This window comes from Pedobacter frigiditerrae (assembly GCF_032678705.1).
GTDB classification, from domain to species: domain Bacteria; phylum Bacteroidota; class Bacteroidia; order Sphingobacteriales; family Sphingobacteriaceae; genus Pedobacter; species Pedobacter frigiditerrae_A.
Genome location: NZ_JAVTSS010000001.1, coordinates 2,597,299 through 2,616,128, shown reverse-complemented (window position 1 = coordinate 2,616,128; position 18,830 = coordinate 2,597,299). Strand labels below are relative to the sequence as shown.

General features: G+C 34.9%; 15 protein-coding genes. 2 read left to right on the top strand and 13 right to left on the bottom strand.

Annotated elements, in window-relative coordinates; all coding sequences use genetic code 11:
• Positions 1-268 precede the first annotated feature (268 nt).
• Entirely contained in the window at positions 269-1,249 is a 981-nt protein-coding gene (locus tag R2Q59_RS10480) for an acyl-ACP desaturase (RefSeq protein WP_316768593.1), read from the top strand.
• 58 nt (positions 1,250-1,307) lie between these two features.
• Here the strand turns inward: R2Q59_RS10480 and R2Q59_RS10475 are convergent, their stop codons facing one another.
• The 12 genes from R2Q59_RS10475 to pyrR all read right to left on the bottom strand — a co-directional run bounded on the left by R2Q59_RS10475 (position 1,308) and on the right by pyrR (position 17,915).
• Positions 1,308-4,673: a methylmalonyl-CoA mutase family protein gene (locus R2Q59_RS10475; RefSeq protein ID WP_316785462.1), complete on the bottom strand. Its 3,366-nt coding sequence runs from the start codon at positions 4,671-4,673 to the stop codon at positions 1,308-1,310.
• Between the two features lie 235 nt (positions 4,674-4,908).
• Positions 4,909-6,564, bottom strand: coding sequence for an alkaline phosphatase PafA (gene pafA, locus R2Q59_RS10470; protein ID WP_316785461.1), 1,656 nt, complete (start codon positions 6,562-6,564; stop codon positions 4,909-4,911).
• A gap of 56 nt (positions 6,565-6,620) precedes the next feature.
• Positions 6,621-7,907, bottom strand: coding sequence for a folylpolyglutamate synthase/dihydrofolate synthase family protein (locus tag R2Q59_RS10465; protein WP_316785460.1), 1,287 nt, complete (start codon positions 7,905-7,907; stop codon positions 6,621-6,623).
• Positions 7,908-7,978: 71 nt separating this feature from the next.
• Positions 7,979-8,242 carry a hypothetical protein gene (locus R2Q59_RS10460; protein WP_316768585.1) on the bottom strand — a complete coding sequence of 88 codons (264 nt, stop codon included), beginning with the start codon at positions 8,240-8,242 and terminating at the stop codon, positions 7,979-7,981.
• Positions 8,243-8,257: 15 nt separating this feature from the next.
• On the bottom strand, positions 8,258-9,073 hold the full coding sequence (locus tag R2Q59_RS10455) for an energy transducer TonB (RefSeq protein WP_316768583.1): 816 nt from the start codon (positions 9,071-9,073) through the stop codon (positions 8,258-8,260).
• Positions 9,073-9,474: an ExbD/TolR family protein gene (locus R2Q59_RS10450; protein ID WP_131554519.1), complete on the bottom strand. Its 402-nt coding sequence runs from the start codon at positions 9,472-9,474 to the stop codon at positions 9,073-9,075. Before R2Q59_RS10450 ends, R2Q59_RS10455 begins: the two co-directional genes overlap by 1 nt.
• Positions 9,474-10,184: a MotA/TolQ/ExbB proton channel family protein gene (locus tag R2Q59_RS10445; protein ID WP_316768579.1), complete on the bottom strand. Its 711-nt coding sequence runs from the start codon at positions 10,182-10,184 to the stop codon at positions 9,474-9,476. The genes R2Q59_RS10450 and R2Q59_RS10445 overlap by 1 nt, the downstream gene beginning before the upstream one ends.
• 2 nt (positions 10,185-10,186) lie before the next feature.
• Entirely contained in the window at positions 10,187-11,428 is a 1,242-nt protein-coding gene (locus R2Q59_RS10440; RefSeq protein ID WP_316768577.1) for a hypothetical protein, read from the bottom strand.
• A 54-nt stretch (positions 11,429-11,482) separates the two neighbouring features.
• Entirely contained in the window at positions 11,483-13,180 is a 1,698-nt protein-coding gene (locus R2Q59_RS10435) for a hypothetical protein (RefSeq protein ID WP_316768575.1), read from the bottom strand.
• Positions 13,181-13,189: 9 nt separating this feature from the next.
• Complete coding sequence (locus R2Q59_RS10430; RefSeq protein ID WP_316785459.1) at positions 13,190-16,207, bottom strand: tetratricopeptide repeat protein; 3,018 nt, start codon at positions 16,205-16,207, stop codon at positions 13,190-13,192.
• Between the two features lie 224 nt (positions 16,208-16,431).
• Positions 16,432-17,364, bottom strand: coding sequence for an aspartate carbamoyltransferase catalytic subunit (locus tag R2Q59_RS10425; protein WP_316768571.1), 933 nt, complete (start codon positions 17,362-17,364; stop codon positions 16,432-16,434).
• Between the two features lie 5 nt (positions 17,365-17,369).
• Positions 17,370-17,915 carry a bifunctional pyr operon transcriptional regulator/uracil phosphoribosyltransferase PyrR gene (pyrR, locus tag R2Q59_RS10420; protein WP_316768569.1) on the bottom strand — a complete coding sequence of 182 codons (546 nt, stop codon included), beginning with the start codon at positions 17,913-17,915 and terminating at the stop codon, positions 17,370-17,372.
• Between the two features lie 272 nt (positions 17,916-18,187).
• Between pyrR and R2Q59_RS10415 the strand changes: the two genes are divergently transcribed.
• Positions 18,188-18,583 carry a thiol-disulfide oxidoreductase DCC family protein gene (locus R2Q59_RS10415; RefSeq protein ID WP_316785458.1) on the top strand — a complete coding sequence of 132 codons (396 nt, stop codon included), beginning with the start codon at positions 18,188-18,190 and terminating at the stop codon, positions 18,581-18,583.
• Between the two features lie 49 nt (positions 18,584-18,632).
• Here R2Q59_RS10415 and R2Q59_RS10410 read toward each other — a convergent pair whose 3' ends face one another.
• On the bottom strand, positions 18,633-18,830 hold the full coding sequence (locus R2Q59_RS10410) for a hypothetical protein (RefSeq protein ID WP_316785457.1): 198 nt from the start codon (positions 18,828-18,830) through the stop codon (positions 18,633-18,635).

Sequence of the window (18,830 nt, the reverse complement as noted above, 5' to 3'; positions counted from 1 at the left end):
ACAGGCTATGCGAAGCAGGATTTGCCAGGGCATTCAGCAGGGCGTCCGATTGAGGGGGACAACCGACCGTCTGGAAAGAAAGCCTGGCCACTTAAACCTGATAGGAGCGAGCACGCCGCGAAGCAAGTAAAGCGGAAAGCAGGACTGCCTTTGATAGCAACTCAATAGCATATTTCCAGAACCTTTTCCTTTTATCTTTGTTTTAATTACAAATAAACCATGGCTAAGCGATACAGAATACTTATCTTTGTGCCTTAATTATAATACGATGAAAATCAATTTTGGATCAAGAAAGGAAGTATTAATGCATGTTGAGAAATATATGCTTAAGATGATGCCTACTTATTTGAAACCTATCGATACCAATTGGCAACCATCTGATTTTTTACCAGATTCTACTAGAGATTCTTTTTATCAAGACATCAAAATTTTAAGGGAGAATGCGAAAGATTTATCTTATGATTTAGTAGCAGTACTTATTGGAGATACGATAACAGAGGAGGCACTACCTACATATGAATCTTGGTTGATGATGATGGATGGTATTTCACGTGATGAAGAAAGTGGTTGGGTAAAATGGAATCGTCATTGGACTGGTGAAGAAAATCGTCACGGTGATCTTCTAAATAAATATTTATACTTATCTGGTCGTGTTGATATGCGTCAGATGGAAATTTCTACGCAATATTTAATAGCTGATGGATTTGATATTGGCACTGGCCATGATCCTTACCGTAACTTTGTATACACCAGTTTTCAAGAATTAGCCACTAACATATCACACAGAAGAGTGGCCTCTTTGGCTAAAAAAGATGGCGATGTATTATTATCTAAAATGTGTGGTGTAATCGCATCAGATGAATTGCGTCATGCAAAAGCGTATAAAGATTTTATGTCTAAAATATTTGAAGTAGATCCAAGCGAAGCTATGATTGCTTTTGAAGATATGATGCGCAAGAAAATTGTTATGCCTGCTCACTTTTTACGCGAAATGGGAATGAAGATTGGACAAACGTTTGGTCACTTTACAGATGCAGCACAGAGATTGGGTGTTTACACAGCAGTTGACTATGTTGAAATTATGCAATCGCTTATTGAAGAATGGAAAATTGATAGTTTACAAGAATTAAATGAGGCTGGAGAAAAAGCAAGAGATTATGTAATGAATCTTCCAGATCGTTTATTACGTGTTGCGGAGCGAATGAAGAATCCAACAATGGATTATAAATTTAGTTGGATTCATTCTTAAACGATATAAATCAAAACAAAAAAAGCTTCGATTTCGAGGCTTTTTCTGTTTATTAAGATTACATGTTTCTTCGATATTGACCACCAACTTCATAAAGTGCTTTGCTAATTTGCCCTAGAGAGCAGATTTTGCAGACTTCCATCAATTCTTCAAAGATATTGTCACCTTTAATTGCCGTTTTTTGAAGTTTTAATAAAGCTTGTTCAGTTTTTTCCTCGTTTCTATCTTGAAAAGCTTTTAATGCCTTAATTTGATATTGTTTTTCTTCTTCAGTAGCTCTTATAACTTCTCCAGGAACAATGGTAGGTGAACCATTTTTATTTAGGAATGTATTTACACCAACAATTGGATATTCGCCATTGTGCTTTAGGGTTTCATAATACAAACTTTCTTCTTGGATTTTACCACGTTGATACATGGTTTCCATTGCTCCCAAAACACCACCCCGATCGTTGATTCGCTTAAATTCTACTAGAACAGCTTCTTCAACTAAATCTGTTAAATCTTCAATAATAAATGCGCCTTGTAAAGGATTTTCATTTTTGGCTAAACCTAACTCCCTGTTGATGATTAATTGAATGGCCATCGCCCTGCGAACAGACTCTTCTGTTGGTGTTGTTATGGCTTCGTCATAAGCATTTGTATGCAATGAATTACAATTATCGTAGATGGCATATAATGCTTGGAGCGTAGTTCTTATATCATTAAAGTCAATCTCTTGAGCGTGTAATGATCGTCCAGAGGTTTGAATATGATATTTTAGCTTTTGAGAACGGTCATTTCCTTTGTACTTATTTTTTATTGCTTTTGACCAAATTCTACGAGCTACACGACCAATAACTGAATATTCTGGATCGATACCATTACTGAAGAAAAAAGAAAGATTTGGTGCAAAATCATCGATATTCATTCCTCTACTTAAGTAGTATTCTACAAATGTAAAACCATTACTTAGGGTAAATGCAAGTTGAGAAATGGGATTTGCTCCAGCTTCGGCTATATGATAACCAGAAATAGAAACCGAGTAAAAATTCCTTACTTTTTCATCTATAAAATATTTCTGAATATCGCCCATCATTCTTAAGGCGAATTCTGTTGAGAAAATACAAGTGTTTTGAGCTTGGTCTTCTTTTAAAATATCAGCTTGCACTGTACCACGAACAGCACTTATGGCGTACGCTCTAATTTTAGCATAAACATCTTGAGGCAAAACTTCCTCACCAGTTACACCTAATAACATTAAGCCTAAGCCATTATTCCCTTGTGGTAAATCTCCTTGGTAAAATGGGCGTTCAATTCCCTTTTTCTTATATAGGTCTTTAATTTTATTTTCAATCTCTTCTTGTAAGCCGTTTTCAATAATGTACTTTTCACATTGCTGGTCAATAGCGGCATTCATAAAAAAGCCTAACAACATTGGTGCAGGGCCATTTATTGTCATTGAAACAGAAGTTGATGACGCACATAGGTCGAAACCAGAATATAATTTTTTCGCATCATCAAGAGTTGCGATGCTTACGCCTGAGTTTCCTATTTTACCATAAATATCTGGACGAATATGAGGGTCTTCGCCATATAAGGTTACAGAATCAAAAGCGGTAGATAAACGATGTGCTGGCTGGCCTAAAGACACATAGTGGAAACGTTTATTGGTTCTTTCTGGCCCACCTTCTCCAGCAAACATACGTGTTGGGTCTTCACCTTCACGTTTTAGTGGAAATACCCCAGCAGCATAAGGAAATTCGCCTGGAACGTTTTCGGTTAATAACCAACGTAGGATATCTCCCCAATCTTCATATCTTGGCAACGAGATTTTTGGGATTTGAAGTTTAGATAATGATTCGTAATATAAAGGTTGTTTAATTTCCTTATCACGAACTTTATAAACAAAAAACTCATCTTTATATTTTGCTTTAGTGGTTGGCCAATGGCGAAGTAAGCGTTTACATTCTCCATCAAGTTGCTCTTCAATAAAGGTGTAAGCATCTTTCAAACCATCTCCAATATTTTCAAAATCACTTGAAAATTCCATCACACCTTTTAGTTGATAGAGTTTTCTGGCTATTTTACATTGCTTATCTACCCATTCATTATAAGTTTCACTAGCTTCAGCAATTTCAGATAAATATCTAATTCTATCAGGTGGAATAATATAAATTTTCTCTGATTGATTGACAGTAGTCAGCATTGCTGATTTAAAATCAACACCTGTTTTTTCTTTAATTTCATTAAGTAATGAAACAAATAAATTATTCATTCCGGGGTCGTTGAATTGAGATGCCATTGTTCCAAAAACTGGAATTTCTTCATCTTTGGAATCAAAAAGATTGTGATTACGCTTGTATTGCTTTCTGACATCACGTAAGGCATCCAGTGCGCCGCGTTTATCAAATTTATTGATAGCAACAAGGTCGGCAAAATCAAGCATGTCGATTTTTTCTAATTGAGTTGCAGCACCAAACTCTGGTGTCATCACATATAAAGAAACATCACAGTGCTCTGTAATTTCCGTATCAGATTGTCCGATGCCAGATGTTTCTACAATGATTAAATCGTATCCTGCTGCTTTGCAAATATCTATACTTTCTTGAACATTTTTAGAAAGAGCCAAGTTAGCTTGACGAGTTGCTAATGAACGCATATAAACCCTTGGGTTGTTTATGGCATTCATTCTAATTCTATCACCTAGTAAAGCTCCACCTGTTTTCCTTTTCGAAGGGTCAACAGATATGATAGCCAAGGTTTTATCCTTTACTTCAATTAAAAATCGCCTTACAAGCTCATCAACTAATGATGATTTACCAGAACCACCCGTTCCTGTGATACCTAAAACTGGAGCTTGATTTTTAAGCGTCAATTTTTTAAGTTCATTAACAAAATGTTGAGCACCTTCGGGGTCATTTTCTGCAACTGTTATTGCAGAGGCTATACTTTTAACTTCTTTATTCGGAATATTCTCTAGTTCTGTGGTTATTTTTTCGGTGGTAATAAAATCTGTTTGCTCTAACATGTTATTTATCATTCCCTGAAGACCCATTTTGCGGCCGTCATCTGGAGAATAAATTTTTGTAATGCCATAAGCTTGTAGTTCTTCAATTTCTGAAGGAAGTATAACACCACCACCACCACCAAAAATCTTGATGTGATTTGCACCTCTTTCTTGAAGCAAATCGTACATATATTTAAAATATTCTATATGACCACCTTGATAAGAAGTCATTGCAATACCTTGCACATCTTCTTGAATGGCACAATTTACAACTTCTTCTACTGAGCGATTGTGACCTAAATGTATTACTTCGGCACCTGAAGATTGCAGAATTCTACGCATGATATTTATGGTAGCATCATGACCATCGAATAATGCTGCAGCAGTAACGAAACGAATTTTATTTTTAGGCTTGTAGACTTGAACTTGTTCCATTTAGGTTTTGTATTTGGTGTACAAAGGTAACAAAAACTAAGGATTGGCAATATTTATAGCTTAATAGATACAAGCTGTTTTGCTAATTGCAACAGTAGTTTCTTGCATTGTTTTTTGTTGATAAACCTGATTGAGTGATTAGCCCACAATGTAGCGAAGCGGAATGAGGACTATAAACGAAAGCAGGACTAACATAAATAGTTGCCCTGCTTTTGCTTTTCAAAAAAAGAAATATTTATTGATGTGTAATCTCAGTAATTGGCGAACCAACACTTCCACTTGGCATTTGAATATGCAGCATTGCCGCTAATGTAGCTGCAATATCAGTCATGTAATAAGTTTGATTGGTTTTTCCTGGTTTCACTTTCCAACCCATGAATAATAAAGGGATGTGAGAATCATAAGGATACCAGGAGCCGTGGGTTGTACCAGTAGCTCCACCATCAAACCAGTTTGGCTTAGAAATGAAATAAACATCGCCACTGCGACGAGCGTTGTAGCCATTTGTTATTCTTTTCCTTATTTCTTCTGGGATTGTAGAATTATTTAAAATTTCTAAATCTACTGCATCAGCAATACCATTTTGTTTCTTTAAGTAGTTTGTTGCAGCTTTTTTAACTAGGGTGAAATCTATTTTTTTATCTTCTATAACGCTATGGTCAAAATATACCTGATTGTTTGTTACTGTAATTACAGATTTTGAGAGATTGAATTTTGTATTCATTAAAGTATCCAATCCTTTGCGCAAGGCGGAATTGCTTACGGTACCTGATGGCAATTTATTTTCTTTCATAAAGCCAGGCACATGGGCAACTGCATGGTCTGCAGATAAAAATACAAGATAGTTTCCTTTACCAATTGTTTTGTCTAAATAATTAAAGAAATCTTCTAAATCTTTATCTAAACGTAAATAAGTGTCTTCTGCTTCAATTGAGTTTGGACCAAATTGATGGCCAACATAATCAGTAGAAGAACAGCTGATTGCCAAGAAATCAGTATTACCTGATTGACCCATTTTTTCATTTTGGATAACCAATTTTGAAAAATCAAAAGTTATGGTGTTCCCATAAGGAGTACTTTTAATCATCTCGAAGTTCTTGTCGATAAACCCTGTTAATTGATGAGGGAAATTAGGCGTTTCTTCTCCTCTGAACTTACCTTCATAAGTTTTATTATCAGCTGTGCTTTGCGTGTAAGTTTCAATTGGATAAAGTGTATTCCAATTTTTGGCAAAGTATCTATTTGCTTCTTTTTTGCTGTTATAATCTGTCACCCAAGTTGGTAGAGATTGCATATAATAAGTGCTAGAAATAAAGTTTGCTCCATCAAGCCAATAGGCCGCATTTGCTGAATGCCCTGCTGGTAAGATAGAACCACGGTCTTTTATAGATACGCCAATTACCTTGCTTTTGAAATTTGTTGCCAATCTAAGCTCGTCTGTAATTGTGGTTACAAGCATATTCTTTGGCGACATTTCGCCCGCTCTCGACGAACTGCCAACTGTTTTTACGCTTTTGTCTTCTGCACAATATACATCTCTCCCTAATTCTGGGTCGTACCAGTTATTGCCAATAATACCATTAATTGCAGGGACAGAACCTGTATAAATTGAAGTATGGCCACAAGCTGTATATGTTGGTGTGTATGGAATAAAGGTGTTTTCTACAGAGAAACCTTCATTTATAAGGCGTTTAAATCCGCCATTGCTATATCTAGAATAATACCTGTATAGATAATCCCATCTCATTTGGTCGATAACCAAACCTACCACAAGTTTGGGTCTTTCTATGTTTGCAGGATAGGTTTTAGTAGTGGTTTTTGATTTTTGTTGGGCATTAACGTTAGTATAGGTTACCACTAACATTAAAAAAAGTAGATGTTTAAATTTCATTATATGCGTTTAGTGTAGTAAAAATACTAATTGATTATGAAGCAGAAGTGAATTTCTTATAATATTTCTGCTACTACAAAGGTGCTTCCGCCAACGAAAATTAAATCGTTATTTTTTGCCTTGGTTTTTGCTGCTTCTAAAGCTGATTTAACATTGATAAATATTTCCCCTTTTAACTTAAAACGAGCTGCTTTTTCCGCTAAGTCTTTTGCAGGCAGAGCTCTTTCTAGGTCGGGCTCACAGAAATAATAGATTGCATTTTTTGGAAGAATTGCTAAAACACCGTTAATATCCTTGTCTTTTACCATACCTATAACAATGTGCAATTTTTCAAAACTGGTATTATTGATATTTTGAATTACTTCTGTAATTCCTGCCTTGTTATGTCCGGTATCGCAAATTACTAATGGATTTGTACTTAAAGTTTGCCATCTGCCTTGTAAACCAGTTAGTTTTTTTACTTTGTTTAAGGATGAATAAATTGCTTTATCAGGAATGTTAAATCCAAGTTCCTTTAATTTAAGGATGGATTGAATTACTGTTACGATGTTTTTACTTTGATAGGTTCCTGTTAAATCAAGTGCTAAATTTTTATAGCCTAAACCTTTACCTTGATAAATATCCATGGATAATAAGGGATTTTTTTGACGCAAGTTTTCCAAACGTAAATTATCCTGTGCAAAGGTAATTTGTGAATTTTCTTGAATTGCTTTCTGTATAAATACATTTTCGGTTTCTGATTGCCTTTCGCCAATAACAACTGGAATATTCTTTTTAATTATTCCTGCTTTTTCAAAAGCGATTTCTGGTAAGGTATTCCCTAAAATGTTTGTATGGTCTAAACTTATATTTGTAATAACAGAAAGTTCTGGTGTAATGATATTTGTTGAATCTAATCTGCCACCTAAGCCAACTTCTATAACGGCTATATCAACTTTTTCCTTAGCAAAATAATCAAATGCCATTGCAACTGTTACTTCAAAAAATGATGGCTCTGTTTCTTGAATAATTTCAGTTTGATTTTTTACAAAATCTTTTACAAACGATTTAGAAACCATTTTTCCGTTGATACGGATTCTTTCTCTAAAATCTTTTAAGTGTGGAGAGGTATATAAACCAGTTTTATAACCTGCTTTTTGTAAAACAGCAGCTAACATGTGAGATGTTGAACCTTTTCCATTTGTACCTGCAATATGTATGCTCTTAAATTTAGCTTGAGGATTATCTAAAGCTGCACACATTGCAATGGTGTTGTGCAAGTCTTTTTTTAATGCAACCGCTCCAACTCGAGTAAACATTGGCAATTTGCTATAAAGAAAATCTAAGGTTTGTTTGTAAGTCATTATTGATTAAAATCTAATATGGTGGTCTGTGTGTAACAGACCACGGTACAGGATTATAGAACAAAAAATGTTTATTGTGCTAATGTGCCAAATATACTGATGATGATTAAAATAAATAAGAGTGTATAAAAACTTTTGACAAACTCTTTTTTAAATAATAAAACGAACATGGAAATAATAAGGATGGTAGAACTTAATGCAGCCAACAATCCGCCTATTAAAATCAATAATCCAACACCTGAAAGTTCTCCAAGGAAAAATATTGGATATGATATGCCTGCAAATATCAAAGGCCTTTCAAATTTTTGGAAAGGATATTTGATGAGGTTTAGCATTGAAATTAAAGTAGGTTACTTCACTTTGAAGTTGAAAACAACAACAGCTGTTCTAACTTCTGGACCATTTTCTATTCTGTCTAAAGTGGCATTCATAACTGCTCTTTCACATTTGCGGAATAAGGCGTCGTTAGAAAAAGTAGTTCCTTTTGCTCCAGCAGTTGCTGAAATAACTTGTCCGTTTCTATTTACACGAATTTTCACTACAATTTTTCCAGTTTCCTGGCCATCATCTGTTGGAGTAACTAGGTTATTAAATTTGCTTAGTGGAATAGGTGTGTTTCCATTCCCAGAACCACCCTCACCATAATTAGGTGCTAAAGGGTCGCCATTAACGCTTCCTTGGTTGCCAGGCGTAGTACCAGTTCCATCACCTTGACCTTTTCCATTATTCTTATTGCCCTTATAAAGTGCGTTAGGGTTAATGGTTGGTTGAGCTGGTTTACTTTCTGTTGCACTTGTGGGTGCATTGGTACTTTTAGTTGCTTTAGTATTGATGGCAACCGCATCTTCAGAATTTTGAGTAATTACATCTTTTGCATCAACTTGAGATGAAGTTGTAGGCGTAACCTTTTGTTCTGGAGTAACTTTGTCAGGCAATTTATTGTTAGCATTCGGGTCCATTGAAGGTTCTTCAATACTTGTATAATCACTGCCCATTCCGGTCTCTGAAGTACCATAATTAACTACCATACCACCCATTCCAACAGGTTCTTCTGGTTGAAATGCTCCAATAACCCAAATAAAGCTAAGGGCAATAAATAAGCCCATCAAAACTGCAGAAATTGCAATTGCTTTTGGATAGTTATTTTCTTCGCCGGTGGTTGTCATTATTTCTTAGGGTCTACAGCTAGAACTAGCTTTAATTTTAATTTATTTGCAACGTCGTATGCCTTCATGATATTCTCTGCTGGTACACTTTTAGCAACGTATAAAATTATGGTTAAATCTGGAGCTATCTTTTGGTAAGCTTCGATAACTGGTTGTAACTGCTCAATGTTAGTTGGTTTTTTATCAACGAAATAATTTAAATTTTCGTCTATGCTAACCGTAACAGCTTTTTTAGCAGTAGATTGTTGACCGCTATCAGATTTAGGCAATAATAGTTTAACCACCCTCGGATTTACTACGGCAGATGCCAATAGAAAAAACAAAAGCAGGAAAAACATAATGTCGTTCAGCGCAGAGGTATGTACCTCTACGGCACCTTTTTTTCTTTTGCGTAAATTCATTATTTACCTGGTTCTTCTAATAAATCTATAAACTCAATTGCATCTGTTTCCATTTTCAGGATGATTTTTTCTACCATCATATTTAAAATGTGGTATAATACATAGGCAACTATACCAATAATTAGACCAGTTGCTGAAGTAATCATTTTAGTATATAAACCACCAGAAATAGTTCCAATTTCAATCTCACCTTTAATAGACACATCGTGGAAAATTGTAATTACCCCAATAATTGTACCTACGAAACCAAGCATTGGTGCAATACCTGCAATGATACCTAAAATACCTATGTTCTTTTCTAGCTTAGATACTTCTAGTTTTCCTGTATTTTCAATTGCACCTTCAATATCTTTAATAGGTCTGCCAATTCTTTTTAAACCTTTTTCTAACATTCTAGCCAAAGGCGATTTTGTGTTTTTACATAAAGCAATAGCACTATCTAGTCTTCCATCATGTATATTCTGCTTAATTTGAAACATTAAGTTCGATTCATCTTTTGATGATTTACGGATAGTTAAATAACGTTCGATAAAAATAACTAGACCTAAAAAGGCCAATAAGGCTAAGGGAAGCATTACCCATCCGCCTTTAAATAATAAATCTATAAAATGTAATTCTGGTTGAGTTGCTGCTGCAGTTGTAGCAACCTTATTTGCGGTATCTAAAACATTTTTTGCTGTGTCTCCAGCCGCCATTAACAATGTAATCATATTTATTTTTTGTGTGTTTTTGGTAATACAGGTTGTATATAAATGCCTTCGTTATTTAATTTTTTTCTTAAACTATCTCGAAGAATTTTGGCGTCAGCCTCTTTTAAAAATGAACCAGCGCTAATATTAATCATTGTCTTTGAAAGCTTGATTTTCTTAGCAGGAACGCCGTTTTTAGCAAGATTTGCAATAATTTTATTGGCCTTTTTGTCAGTTGCTACTGCACTAACTAAAATTTCGTAAACTGTAACCTTGCTACTATCAACAGCAGGTGTGTCAACAGTTAATTTAACCATCGCATTTGCTTTAGCCAAACTATCAGCTGTTAACGAATCTGTTTTATTGCTTAACGAATCAATTGGAGCAACTGGTATGTTTTTGTCGTGTTTGCCTTCAAAATTTTTAAGATATTTATCAAAGAAGGGTGGGTTAATAAAATAAGCGACAGCTCCAGCGGCAATGATTACTAATAAGATGATTAGCACCTTAATTAAAAATGGCATTCCCTTTTTAGGTTCTTCCTCTTCAACATATTCTTCTTCTATTTCATCCTGACCAACTATTTCTGGCTCTTCTTTTTCTTCAGACTCAACAGTTTCAATTACAGGTGGTGTAATAAAAGTGTTTTCAAAAACCTCAGTAGGGCGATTTTCTGCCTCTGCTATTTCTTCAAAAGTTTCTTGCTCATCATGAAGCAATACATTTTCTTCTATTTCATCTATAGTTTCTTGTCCAGGATTTTCTTCTTCTAACTTGTTTTCTTCTTCAATTTCTTCTAAATACTCAGTTTCTACAGTTTCAGGAATTAAAGCTTCCTTTGGAGTAATTTCTTCTTCCGGTGTAATTTCTGTTAGAGTTGGAAGGCCATAAAACTCGTTTCCGAAATTAGCTTCTTGCGCTCCAACTAGAAGCAATTCGTCGTTAACGTATTTAAGTTTTCCGAATGAGCCTAAGTCTGCTTCTTGATTTTCTGCAAGTTGACTCTGAATCCGCTCTGCGAACTCGCCAATGTAATAGTTAGCAGAATCTGAAGTGATATTCCTTTTGCTACTAATATAGTTTGCTAATTCTTCCTCTTCTTTTATTTCTGTTATAAAGGCTATGGTATAAGTAGGAGGTACAAAAGCGTGTTTCTCCACATCATATTTACCAGGCGATTTTTTCTTATACAGTGTGCCCAAGCCCACAATTCCTACGGTTTTGCGAGTTTGTAATAGCTCTGTTAGGTATAACAATATATCCATTCTGGTAAAAATAAATTATAATTCGGTATCAACCAATATTTAATTGCCTAAGGCCTAAAATGAGTAGCTTAATCCGCCAAAAATACTGAAACCATTTGTACGGTAGTACAAGTATTTGCTATAATTAGTATTAAGCAAGTTGGTTGCCCTTGCAAAAGCAGAAAACTTGTTATTGATTTTATAATCTGCCCCGACACCTAAATCTACAAAGCCTTTTACAGTTACTAATGTTTCTTTTGTTACATCTGGAATAGGAGGGTAAATGCCTAAAATTTGTGGGTCTGAAATGTATACTTTCGCATCGCTATCGTCTTGAATGGCAACATTTGCACTAAAACTTAGCTTTTTATTATAAGTATAAGAGAAGTTTGAACCGATGCGCAATTGTGGTTTGTAATAACTTTCTTGCTCTGCTGCAGGTTTATAATCCTCCATATTTATTTTACCAGTCCATTTTAAGTTATCACTTACTTGAACAGAAATTTCTCCTTCTAAGCCTAATAATTTCATTGTTCCAAAATCATAAATCACATCGAACTTATTGAAGTTGGTGAAGTTGTTGACGAACAAAGGCATATCGGTAATTCTTTTGCTGTAGAATCTAGCTTTGTAACCAAAACCTGGACCACCTGTGCCTTTAATACCTCCACTAATACTCATTTTTTCTACAGTGTTTTGAATGGCGATATTTCCATTTAAGAATGGATTTTCATCTGTAAAGTTTTTTAAGCTATTGCGATTAACATCACCTTTAACTTCTCCAAAAATTTGTAGAAAGTCTGGAATTAAAGTAAAGTCGGCAGTTACGGCAGGGAAAATCCTTGTGCTAGAAAACTCGCCAAATTCTTGAACGAAGTTAATTCCAGCTGTAATTTTTACGCCATTTGCTTGTAGTTTGATGTAAGGATTTAATCGTAATATATTATTTGAAACACTTGTATTTACATCTTTTGTACTCCCTAATTCGGCAGCAGCTGCAAGACCTAAATTAAATTTGCTAATCCTTTTGTTTAGATACCCCGTTAAAGTAATAGCGTTTTCTTTGGCAGAAAATTTATCATTTAATAAATAGGCATTAACCTTTGCTGCATAACTTAAAGCATTCTCATCGTTAGTAAATTTATTGATGGCTTCTCCCTCTAACTCAAAGAAATTGATAGCCTGTTTCTCTGGATCTGGGTTTAAGGTTGGATTTGCTTCATCAATACCATAAAAATATAATCCGTGTCTTTCAAAGTTGACACGGCCATTCAATGTGGTTTTATCGCCAATGCTACGGCCAAATGCACTTAATTGTTGCGTGCTTTCGTTCTGTTTATATAGTTTTCCAGCTTGACTAAAATGTCTAAAAAATGCACCAGCTTGTAAGCCTTCATCTTTTCCAGTACCAACATAAGCTTCTGCCAATACGGTTCCCAGAGAGCCAACGCCGCCTTTTACGTAATTATTAATTAGTACGGCAGCACGTTCGTCGGCTAATTGTTGTGCTTGCAACTTCTGAATATCAGAATTTAACTCTAATTTCCTATCCGTTAAGGCGTAGTTGAATTTGGCTTTATAAGTTGCTACGTTATTCAAGTCTGGACTTCTTCTCAACTTAACAGCATCAGCCAAAACAGGTTTATAGGGTCTTATTACTTCAATTTCTTCCGTAACAGTTTTTTCTGGTGGTTTAACATCTTGCGCCTTCGTTGCAAATGAACCAGCAGTAAGAACAATTAATGTAGTATATATAATTTTGTGTAATCTCATCTTCAATGTCTAATTAATTTTAGCTAATTTCTCTTTGGCAGTTGGCACGATGTCATCCTTACCTTCGTAATTGTCTATAATACTTAATAATGTACTTTTTGCCTGTAATTTATCTTTTAGCGCTAAGTAATTATCAGATAATAGAATAAACGATTTCGCTACCCAATAATCATAGGATGGCATATTGTTTATCAAGTCGAAACAAGTTTTCTGAGAATTTTTATAATCGCCTTTGGCATATTGAATAGCTGCAATATTATATTTCGCTTCTGCAGCGGCTAAGGTTTTTGTTTTAGCTATTACATTATTGAATGATTTAACAGCTTGAACAGTATCGGCTTTTACCAAATATGCTTTACCAATAAATAAATCTGAGCTGTTTTTTTCTTCTTCAGATGCTTTATCAGAGTTTTTGATTAAATCTGCATATTTCATCATGTCATCGGCCATACCCAAAGCGTTGTAAGCTTTTAATAAATTGTTGATGGCATAAGTATAGTGCACTTTATAATCAGCTGTGGTCTCTAATCTTTTTAAGTAAACGATAGCCTCATTGTATTTCTTTTCGTCCATTAAAACCTTCGAAACACTCATTAACGAACGTTCTGTGTAATCGCTTGTCCAATCGTTTAGGATATAATCGTAATCAGGTATAGCCTCCGCAGAGCGATTTAATTTCACTAAAGATTCAGCTCTAATAAAACGAGCTTCCTTATCGTGAATTGCTTTTGGGAATTTTTCAAAGTATGCATTTACGGCCTCGTAAGCACCTTGCGCATCACCTTTTAAATATCTATTGTTAGCCGCTTGAAAAACAATGTTATCTTGTTCACTCATCGAGTAATTTCCAAGTGGAGTAGTGGCAGCGTATGCAATAAAACCATTTGCATCACCTCTATCTACATAAATATTTTTGATAGATTCTAGTGCTTGTTTAGCTTCAACAGAACTTGCATAATCTCTAATCACTTTTTTAAATGATTCTAAGGCAGCATCGTCTTGGTCTTGATTGTATTGTACTAAACCGATGGTTACTAAAGCACGAGGAACATAACTACTACGAGGATACTTAGCTACTAAATCAACTAAATCAGATTTAGATTTATCAAAATCCCCTTTATTGAAGTAAGTATAGGCAGTTTCAAAACCAGCGTCGTCAGCATAATTTGAACCTGGGAATTGGCGCAACAAACTTTGCATGGTAGCAATTTTTGCATCGTCTTGTTTTTGCAAACCTTGTATCATTCCACGTTGAAACAATGCATAATCTTCTCCGGTTAATTTACCGTTGATGATTTTGTTATAGTTAGCCATTGCATCGCCATAGTTCTTGTTAACAAAATATGAATCGGCCAAACGAATGGTTGCGTCTGTTACAGTTTTAGCATCCTTATCATCACCATTTAAAAACTTTTCGAAGTAATTAGCCGCTTTGGTGTATTTTTCATCCTCAAAAGCAGCGTATCCTAAAGCATAATTAGCAAAGTTGTAAACATCTGTTTTTTGTGCAGCAGGCATTGCCAAAAACTTCTCAAAAGTTTTAACAGCTTCGCCAAACTTTCTTAATTCATACATCGATTCTGCCATCCAATAAATACTTAAAGCATTTATTTCTTTATCTTCTGGGAAATTGCCAGAACGTAAAAACATAGATAAAGCGTTAGGGAAAGCCCTTTCGTTGTAAAACTCTAAACCTCTAAAGTAAGTTGCCTTTTGATAAGCTTCTTTTGCTTCAGGCGTTTTGTTTTGTAGAGGTTCTAAAATATCGATTGCAGTTTGGTAGTTTTTGCTGGTTAATAAAATTTCACCTTGTAAAACTCTAGCCTCGTTTATTTTTCTAGAGCTTGGAAATTGCTTAATAAAAGCTTGAATTGATTCTAAAGCTTGAGAATTAAATTCTAACTCGTAACTTAATCTAGCATAACTTAACCAAGCTTCTTCTTGTATTACTTTATCGAAATTTAATCTAGACGCCCTAAAAAATGCACTGCGAGCTTTTTCTTTATTATTAAGCTTTAAGGCAGATTTACCCAAGGTGTACATACCGTTTTGCAGGTAAATGTCGTCTGTAGTTAGTTTTTCTAAAACAGGGATAGATTCCTTAAACTTTCCATTTTGATATAGTGAGTATCCGTATTGATAAATGAAAAGATTATTTTTAGTGTTGTTTTTATCTTTTGAATAAAATTCTGCGAAATACTTCTCTGCATTTTTAAATTCTGACTTTGCAAAATAAGAAGCTGCAACTAAGCTTAACATTTCAGGCTCAAACTGTTGTTTTGTTTTAGCCATTGCGGGAATTGCATAATCTATAACATCATCATAACGCTCATCCAAATAATACATCGAAGTAATGTAGTAAGGATAACTTGCCTCATAAGTAGGAGAGCCTTTCAGTTTCTCGAAGTTGGCCAAAGCAGTTTTATACTCTTTATTTAAGTAATTGATATACGCGAAGTAATAAGTAGCACTTTCTTTAAATGGTGAATCTTCTTTTTTAACCGCTTCAAATAGAGGCTCTGCTTTTTCAAAATTTTTCAACTCAAAATAGGCATAACCTTGTTTAAATTGATATTCTGTTCTCTGTTTTTGAGAAAGAGAACTTGGCTCAGTTTTTTCAAACCATTCTAAGGCCTTTGTATAATTCTTTTGCGCAAAATAAGATTTACCTACATGAAAGTAAGCAAGCTTGGTATTCGGATTTAAAGGGTATTCTCTAATAAATTCTAGAAATAGCGATTCGGCATCCTCATTGCCTAGTTCTAAAGCGCAAACTGCTGCATAAAATTTTGCATTTTCTTTTAATAAAGACAATTCTGCATTGCTTTCTTTTTGAGTGCTGGCTTTGCTTCTAACTTGCTCAACCATTTTAAATTGTTGGGCAGCGGCAACATATTTCTCGTTCTGGAGTAATTCTAAACCAGTTTGGTAGTTTTTATTGAGGTTGATTAGCGGGGTTATCTGGGCAAAACTGGCGGTAATGCCGCCGACTAAAAAGAGGGGAACTAATAGAAATTTCTTCTGCATAGGTTTCAAATATGGTTGGTACTAAATTAGAAATAGTATCAAAGCTTATCAACATAAGTAATTAACATCTGTTGATAACAAGGTTTTAACGAAGAGATTTTGAAATTGGTATAAAGGAAATGAAAAGAGGTTGTTGGTTAATGGACAATAGTTAATTGCCAACAAGATTATCCTTCTGGTCTGCCACTCGGCTATGGACCATCAACCATAAGCTATTCAACTACTTAATCATTCTGACTAGCCAATAAATAAAGTACAGCCATTCTAACAGCTACTCCATTTTCTACTTGTTCTAAAATAATAGATTGTTTACTGTCCGCCACATCACTTGTAATCTCTACACCCCTGTTTATCGGTCCAGGATGCATAACGATGATTTCCTTATCAAGATTATCTAGAATTTCTTTATTCAAACCATACATCATTGCATATTCGCGTTGCGATGGGAAATATTTAATGTCTTGTCTTTCTAATTGGATGCGCAACATATTGGCCACATCGCACCAATTTAAAGCTTTCTTTAAATCGTGTTCAACTTTTACACCTAATGAAGCAATATGTTTTGGAATTAATGTTGTTGGTCCGCAAACCATAACCTCTGCACCTAATTTTTGCAGACAAAGAATGTTAGAAATAGCCACTCGTGAGTGTAAAATATCGCCCACAATAACAACTTTTTTACCCCTAACATCACCTAGTTTCTGGCGAATAGAGAAAGCATCTAATAAAGCTTGCGTTGGGTGTTCGTGTGCGCCATCGCCAGCATTTACAATTTGCGCTTTAATGTGTTTACTTAAAAACTGACCAGCTCCAGCATAAGGATGTCGCATCACTACCATGTCAACTTTCATCGCTAAGATGTTGTTTACGGTGTCAATTAGGGTTTCGCCTTTGCTAACCGACGAAGAAGATGCTGCAAAGTTTACCACATCGGCAGAAAGTCTTTTTTCAGCTAATTCGAATGATAGTTTGGTGCGTGTAGAGTTTTCGAAAAATATATTGGCAATGGTGATATCTCTTAGCGAGGGAACCTTTTTAATAGGTCTGTTAATCACATCCTTAAAATTATCAGCAGTTTCGAAAATCAATTCAATATCATTCAGGTTAATATCTTTAATGCCTAAAAGATGTCTAGTTGATAGTTTTTCTGCTGCCATTTTTCTTATTGTTTCTCTGATAATAAAATCACCTTGTCTTCTCCATCATTTTCTTTCCAACTTACCTTAACTTTCTGACTGTCGACACAATCAACTTGCTGGCCAATATAATTAGGCTCAATAGGTAAGTGTCTAGAAAATCTTCTGTCAATTAATACCATTAATTCAACTCTTTGTGGTCGGCCGTAAGCCAGCAATGCGTCCATCGCAGCACGAATTGTTCTGCCAGTCCACAAAACATCATCAATTAAGATAACTTGTTTGCCTTCTATAATAAAGTTAATGGTATTGCTGCTCGCCGTCACTAGGCCATCTTTTCTTCTAAAATCATCCCTAAAAAAAGTAATGTCTAAATGACCTTTTTTAATGGTATTCGTTTTTAAAATTGCTGAAAGTTCTTGGTGTACACGGTCTACGAAATAAGTTCCTCTGGGTTGAATTCCGATTAATACTGTATTCTCAAAATCGGTATGGTTCTCAATTAATTGATGACAAAGTCTCTTAATTGTGATTTGAAATTTTTGACCGTCTAGCAGGGTTCTCTTTTGCATTGAACAAGGATTGGGCAAATATAGATAAATGTTTTAATGTTGGAAAGTTGAAATGTTGGAAAGTTGAAAAAAGGTGTTGAATTGTTTGATTGCTAAATTGTTATGATTTTGATTTGAAAAGCAGGGTTTGGTTTACATGGGAGCGGATAGTCCTGCTGTTCATTTTACTCTCCCGACGAAAATCGGGATTCGTGCTCATTACCATCAGGTTTAGTTTACATAAGTCTGTGTTTTATAGGGAAGTAAATCCCTTAATAGTTTTATATTTGTATATGCAACCAGTAATTTTTTTCGATGGACTTTGTAATCTCTGTAATGGGGCGGTGCAATTTACCATCCAAAGAGATAAGAATAATATTTTCCGATTCGCATCCCTGCAAAGTGAATACGCTGCCGAAAAAATTACACCTTTTAATATTTCTCCAGAAAATCTAGATAGTTTCATCTTATTAGAAGGTGGGAAAGTTTATTTGCGCTCTACAGCCGCATTAAGAGTTGCTCGAAAATTAAATGGACTTTGGCCTTTACTTTACGGTTTTATAATTGTTCCTCCTTTTATTAGAAATGCAGTTTATAACTATATTGCCAAAAATCGTTATAAATGGTTTGGTAAACAAGAAAGCTGTTGGGTGCCTACACCAGAGTTGAAGAGTAAGTTTTACGCCTAAATCCCCTAAAGGGGACTTTGCATAGTCTGTGAAATTAACAGAAGCCCATTTACGAGTTTGGGGTTTTCGGTCTCCATAACCAAAGCGATAAAACCACTAAAGGAATGGTAATACTCAAGGCTATTAATATCAATTGCTTTCTGTGACTGACAATCTCTACATCGCCCGAAGTAAAAATAACCACTGTTTCTTTAATTGCGTATAATGTAAATATGGTTAAAATAACTGCTAAAATCTTGCGTATCAT